Origin of the sequence: Mesorhizobium sp. B2-1-1 (assembly GCF_006442975.2) — a bacterium.
GTDB lineage: Bacteria > Pseudomonadota > Alphaproteobacteria > Rhizobiales > Rhizobiaceae > Mesorhizobium.
On record NZ_CP083954.1, the window covers coordinates 5,717,225 to 5,723,266 of the forward strand.

The 6,042-nt window shown below is 62.3% G+C and carries 6 protein-coding genes; 5 read left to right on the forward strand and 1 reads right to left on the reverse strand.

Annotated elements, in window-relative coordinates:
* Nucleotides 1-29 precede the first annotated feature (29 nt).
* Nucleotides 30-650 (forward strand): TadE/TadG family type IV pilus assembly protein, encoded by a 621-nt coding sequence (locus FJ972_RS27685; protein WP_140523898.1) that lies wholly within the window; start codon nt 30-32, stop codon nt 648-650.
* A 5-nt stretch (nt 651-655) separates the two neighbouring features.
* Here FJ972_RS27685 and FJ972_RS27690 read toward each other — a convergent pair whose 3' ends face one another.
* Nucleotides 656-1,573 (reverse strand): phosphate/phosphite/phosphonate ABC transporter substrate-binding protein, encoded by a 918-nt coding sequence (locus tag FJ972_RS27690; RefSeq protein ID WP_140523896.1) that lies wholly within the window; start codon nt 1,571-1,573, stop codon nt 656-658.
* Nucleotides 1,574-1,708: 135 nt separating this feature from the next.
* On the opposite strand from FJ972_RS27690, the gene FJ972_RS27695 reads away from it, so the two are divergent.
* The 4 genes from FJ972_RS27695 (at nt 1,709) to rpsT (ending at nt 5,122) form a co-directional block, all read left to right on the forward strand.
* A complete protein-coding gene (locus FJ972_RS27695) occupies nt 1,709-2,950 on the forward strand; it encodes a phosphopentomutase (RefSeq protein ID WP_140523893.1) in 1,242 nt (413 codons plus the stop codon).
* A complete protein-coding gene (gene mutM, locus FJ972_RS27700) occupies nt 2,943-3,833 on the forward strand; it encodes a bifunctional DNA-formamidopyrimidine glycosylase/DNA-(apurinic or apyrimidinic site) lyase (protein ID WP_140496743.1) in 891 nt (296 codons plus the stop codon). Before FJ972_RS27695 ends, mutM begins: the two co-directional genes overlap by 8 nt.
* Nucleotides 3,834-3,874: 41 nt before the next feature.
* Entirely contained in the window at nt 3,875-4,648 is a 774-nt protein-coding gene (locus FJ972_RS27705) for an enoyl-CoA hydratase (RefSeq protein WP_140513192.1), read from the forward strand.
* Nucleotides 4,649-4,855: 207 nt separating this feature from the next.
* On the forward strand, nt 4,856-5,122 hold the full coding sequence (gene rpsT, locus FJ972_RS27710) for a 30S ribosomal protein S20 (RefSeq protein ID WP_140496747.1): 267 nt from the start codon (nt 4,856-4,858) through the stop codon (nt 5,120-5,122).
* Nucleotides 5,123-6,042 lie beyond the last annotated feature (920 nt).

A 6,042-nucleotide genomic window follows, 5' to 3' on the forward strand; every position in this document is an offset into this window, starting at 1 on the left:
GAAAGCAAAGCCAAGAAAAAGGGACGGGCATGATGCGTGCGGGGGCACATCCAGAAATTGCAGGACGCTGGGGGAAGTGGGTCGGTTTCATACGCGATCGCCGTGGCATCGCGGCGGTCGAGTTCGCTCTCATCGTGCCAATCCTGCTGATCATGTATTTCATCACCATGGAGGCTTCGCAGGCCATCGAGACCAGCAAGAAGGTCAGCCGCATCGGCAGCATGGTCGCGGATCTGGTCACGCAGCAGCCGACCATCGTCAAGGCGGATCTGGATGCCATCATGAAGATCGGCACCTCCACCTTGCAGCCGTACAATCGCTCGAAGCCGGATATCACCATCACGGCAATACAGGTCACAACCGACACGCCGCCCAGGGTGAACGTGGTGTGGTCGCGCAAGGTGGTCAATGGTGCTTACAGTATCGGCACCGCCCTGCCCGCAACCACTACGGTTCCGGCAACGCTCAGGGTCGCAGGCACCTTTCTCATTCGTGTCGAAAGCAAACTTGGTTACAAACCGATCATCACCTGGTCCGCAGACAGCTCACAGACGGCCGGATTGACGACGGTCTTCAACAACATATCGATGGGCGAGACCTATTATCTGCGTCCGCGCAGAAGCCTGACGATCCCCTGCGGCGACTGCTGACGACCCTATCGCCGCACGCCACCGTCCGACACCAGACGCACGATGGCGTGCGCCATCTCGTAATCCTTGGGAACCACGGTGGCGAAACCGCCGGAATGCCTCGATTCCAGCAGGTCGTAGATGTCGGGCGTCGTCGATTTGAGATTGGTCAGGAAAACCGCCAACCGGCGCTTGGCTTCCGGGTCGAGATCGCTACGCACCGCGTGAGGACCGTATCTCAGCAAACCCGACGTCCATGCGACTTGAAGGGCGGTCGCCGAAAGCCCGGCGGCTTCGAGCCTTGCCTGCGTGCCCGATAGTCTTGGCTCGCCGTCGGCCGCCGCCGTCGCCCAGCCGAACAAGGCATCGGCCTGGCCATCGACCAGCATTCCTTCCGCGGCCGAGGCGGAATCGGCGCGAACCAGAAACGATGCATCCTCTGCGATCTTGACGTGCTCGGCGGCCAGTCCGGCCAATGGCAAAAGAGAACCAATGCTGTCCGCCGGCGGCATGGCGATCCGGTGGGTTTCCATCGCGGCCAGGCTGGGCACCTTGCCATCCTTCGTCAGCAGCACGGCGCGGATGCCGACCGCGCCATCGGAATCGACCGGAGCCACGAGCGGTTCGACGCACTCGCAGCGTCTTGACGCCGTTGCATAGGCGGTCGCCGAGTAGACGGCATATTCGATGCGGGCATTGGCCTGCGCATCGATCAGCGCGGCATAGTCACGGGCAACGACGAACTCCACCTTCATGCCCAGCGCGTTGGTAAAGGCCTCGGTCAACCGCGCCAGGCCTGGAACGGTGTTGGCGGCGCCGGGTTCGGCGACGATGCCGATGCGAAACGTGCCGATATCGTCACGCCAGTCGGCGCGCGCCGAGCCGGACCAGACCGCGCCTTGCGCGATCATGAGAGCGGCGCATGCCTTCAGGGCAGCTTTCATGGGAGACCCGGTCCTGCGATCCGTCAGTGAATTGGTTCCGGACTATCGCGCCGAGCGGTTGCCGTTTGGTTTCCGAATTGCCAATGCCGCCGTGGAACCCTATGTCTGGATGCTCAAACCGGCAACAATGTTCTCATGGCGCGTGCTTTCCTCTTCGTCCTGGATTCCTTCGGCATAGGCGGCGCCGCCGACGCCGAACGCTACGGCGATGCCGGTGCCAACACCTTCGCCCATATCACCGAGGCCTGTGCGGAAGGCCGCGCCGATCGTGAAGGACTTCGCCAGGGACCGTTGTTTGTTCCCAACATGGCGTCGCTCGGACTTGGCAAGGCTGCCGAGACCGCGACGGGGCTGGGCTTTGCCTCTTTCGGGACGGATCTCGTCGCCAATGCCTTCCACGGTGCCGCCCAGGAGGTTTCGAGCGGCAAGGACACGCCATCCGGCCATTGGGAGATAGCCGGCCTGCCGGTACGTTTCGACTGGGGCTACTTTCCCGACGCGGTCCCGGCCTTTCCCTCCGAACTGACCGAGGCCATCATCCGCGAAGGCAAGGTGCCGGGCATTCTCGGCAACTGCCACGCGCCTGGCACCGAGATCATCGAACGGTTCGGTGAGGAGCACGTCCGCACGGGCAAGCCAATCTGCTACACCTCCGTGGACTCAGTCCTGCAAGTCGCCGCGCACGAGGTCCATTTCGGCCTGGAGCGGCTCTACGAATTCTGCAAGGTGGTGCGTCGCCTGGTTGATCCGTTGAGGATCGGAAGGGTGATCGCGCGACCGTTCGTCGGCGAGACGGCAGCCACTTTCGAGCGGACCTACAATCGACACGACTACGCCGTGCCGCCACCCGAGCCGACATTGCTCGACCGGCTGACGGCGCGTGGCAGCCGCGTCATCGCCGTCGGCAAGATCGGCGACATCTTTGCCCATCGGGGGATTTCGGAAGTGCGCAAGGCCGCGGGCAACATGGCCATGTTCGACCAGGCGCTTGATGCAATGGATGCGGCCCGCGACGGCGATCTCGTCTTCGCCAATTTCGTCGATTTCGACACCGAGTTCGGCCATCGCCGCGATGTTGCAGGTTATGCCGCCGCGCTCGAGGCCTTCGACCGGCGACTGCCGGAAGCATTCGCGAGATTGCGACAGGGCGATCTGCTGATCCTGACGGCCGACCATGGCAACGACCCGACCTGGCGCGGCACCGACCACACACGCGAACGCATTCCGGTGATCGGCATCGGACCAGGTCTGACGGGCGGCGACATCGGGCTGAGAACGACATTCTGCGACATTGGTGAAACCGTGGCCGAACATCTCGGGTTGGCGCACGGCCGCTACGGCACTTCCTTTTACCCGGATATGGGCGGCCATGCCTGAATTGCCCGAGGTCGAGACGGTCCGGCGCGGGCTGGAGCCGGTTCTGGAGGGTGCCCGCATCATCCGCGCCGAGGCACGCCGGCCGGACCTGCGTTTTCCATTCCCCGAAAAATTCGCCGAGCGGCTGACCGGCAAGACGATCACGGCGCTCGGACGCCGGGCCAAATATCTGACGATGGATCTCGAAGGCGGTCCCGCCCTGATCTGCCATCTCGGCATGTCGGGCTCGTTTCGCATCGAGACGGCCGACGCTGCCGAAATGCCCGGCGTGTTCCATCACGAGCGGTCGAAGAGTTCGACGCACGACCATGTCATCTTCGACGTCGCCTCTCGGGACGGCACCCGCTCGCGCGTGGTTTTCAACGATCCGCGTCGCTTCGGCTTCATGCTGTTTTGCGAAGGGCCGCCGGACACCCATCCGATGCTGGCGGGGCTCGGCGTCGAACCCACCGGCAATGCGCTTGACGGAGTGCTGCTGGCCTCACTGCTGAAGGGCCGGAAATCGCCGCTGAAGGCCGCTCTTCTCGACCAGAGATTGATAGCCGGGCTCGGCAACATCTATGTCTCGGAGGCGCTATGGCGCGCCGGGCTGTCGCCGCTGCGCGAGGCGGGCACGATAGCCAAAGCCGGCAAGAAAGCGGGTGAGCAAAGCCGGGGGCTTGCCGTGGCGGTCCGCTCGGTCATCGCAGATGCCATTGCGGCCGGCGGATCGTCGCTGCGCGACTACATGCAGACCGACGGTTCGCTGGGCTATTTCCAGCACTCCTTCGCGGTGTATGACCGGGAGGGCGAACCCTGCTCCAAGCCTGGCTGCGGCGGCCATATCGAGCGCATCACGCAGAGCGGCCGCTCGACCTTCTATTGCCGGACCTGTCAGCGGTGAGCTAGATCGATCTTCAATTGCCTGGAAGAGGAGCCGAAGCCATGGCCTATGAAACGATCGTCGTTGAAACCAGGGGCAAGGTCGGGCTGATCACCTTGAACCGGCCGAAGGCGCTCAATGCGCTGAATTCCCAGGTCATGGCGGAATTGGTGGCCGCGGTAAACGTGTTCGGGGCAGATGACGGCATCGGCGCGATGGTCGTCACCGGTTCCGAGAAGGCCTTCGCCGCAGGCGCCGACATCAAGGAAATGCAGTCGATTTCCTACGTCGATGCCTACATCAAAGACTTTTTCGTCGGCTGGGAAGAATTGACCCGGGCGCGCAAGCCGATCATCGCGGCGGTGGCGGGCTATGCGCTGGGCGGCGGCTGCGAACTGGCGATGATGTGCGACTTCATCATCGCCGCCGACACGGCAAAATTCGGCCAGCCCGAAATCACGCTCGGCGTCATTCCCGGCATGGGCGGCTCACAACGCCTGACCCGGTTCGTCGGCAAGTCGAAGGCGATGGACATGTGCCTGACCGGGCGGATGATGGATGCCGCGGAGGCCGAGCGTTCCGGGCTGGTCTCGCGCGTCGTGCCTGCCGGCGAGCTTGTCGAGGAGGCCGTCAAGGCGGCGGCCAGGATCGCCGATTTTTCGCTGCCGTCGGTGATGATGGCAAAGGAAGCCGTCAACCGAGCCTATGAAACGACGCTCGCCGAGGGGCTGCGGTTCGAACGTCGACTGTTCCATTCGCTGTTTGCGCTCGACGACCAGAAGGAAGGCATGGCGGCCTTCGCCGAGAAGCGCAAGCCGAATTTCACCAATCGCTGACAGCGCACCTCCGGGGCGCGAAATGCTTCGGCGTGGCTGAAAAAATGCTCCGGCGCGACGACAGCCAAAAAGAACGCCAGCCAGCGTTGACGCGCCGGGAAAGCTGAACTATAAGCCGCACCAACCGAGGCGGCCCTGTGGCTGCCCGTTTGTTTTTTGTGCCCTGCGGCATGCCGCATGCGCCGACCAGATCAGAAGAGAGGCATCATGGCCAATACATCCTCGGCCAAAAAGGCAACGCGCAAGATCGTCCGCCGCGCGGCGATCAATAAAAACCGCCGCTCGCGCGTCCGCACTTATGTGCGCCAGGTCGAGGAGGCGCTCGCCTCCGGCGACAAGGCCGCCGCGCAGGCGGCGTTCAAGGCCGCCGAGCCGGAATTGATGCGTGCCGCGACAAAGGGCGTGATCCACAAGAACACCGCGGCCCGCAAGGTTTCACGGCTGGCCCAGCGCCTCAAGGTGCTGTCGGCCTGACGTCCCTTTCCGGACTGATCTTCTGAGAACCCGGCCGATAGTGCCGGGTTTTTTCGTTTGCCGGCAAGCACTTAAAAAGAATACTCGGAAACGGCGTCGAAAGCGGAGTTTGCGGTCCGAAATGCTTTGCCGGCATATGCGTGCCGGCTGATGGTCCAGATACTTGAAAAGTGTCGGCTAAAAAATTCTCCCTCCGCAGAAATAATCAATATTTCCCAGCTAGTTACAGATAGTCATCCACACGTTGTCCACAGCGCGGCGAAGCGCCAGGAGAACAACTGGCTGTCAAGCGATTTATTTCACAAAATTTCGCGCCAGCCCGGCTTTTTCATATTCGCCGGAAAAGGGTTTGAATCACAATGGCTTTGTCAAAGTATAGTGCTGCCGCATGGCGCTTCGGCGCGCCGGACCTAACCAGATTCCTTAAAAATCCGTTAGACGTGGCCTTGCCCTATCCACAGCGATTTCGGTAATGTCGGTCCATCGAAAGGGATGGGCCGGGTGGCCCTGACCCAGCCTGAATGGGCCAGCTTAAATTGGCGGGGTTTGTGGCGCGGATCAAGTCCGCGGACAGGGTTGGTTTGCTCTTTTTCGATACGGTAGGGGACTGGCGTAACTATACATGGCAGGTCGACAGCGCCGGCGATTTTCGCCGGACGGTGTTGCATTGCCCTGACATACCCAACACGGACTGGCTTCCATGGGCCGGCACCGGTTCCCTGGATAATGGGCGACGTTCATCTGCCGGCGGCGGCAGCGGGCGTCGCAGCAAAGCGCAGTCGCTGGAACACGGATGCAGGAGGCGCATCCCCGGCGGAAAAACAGGTACAGAGACAAGGAACTCGATCATGCAGAGCGGCGTCGAAAGGGAGCTTACCAATGACATCCCATTTTCAGGAAATCTGATCGGAGCTGATGAG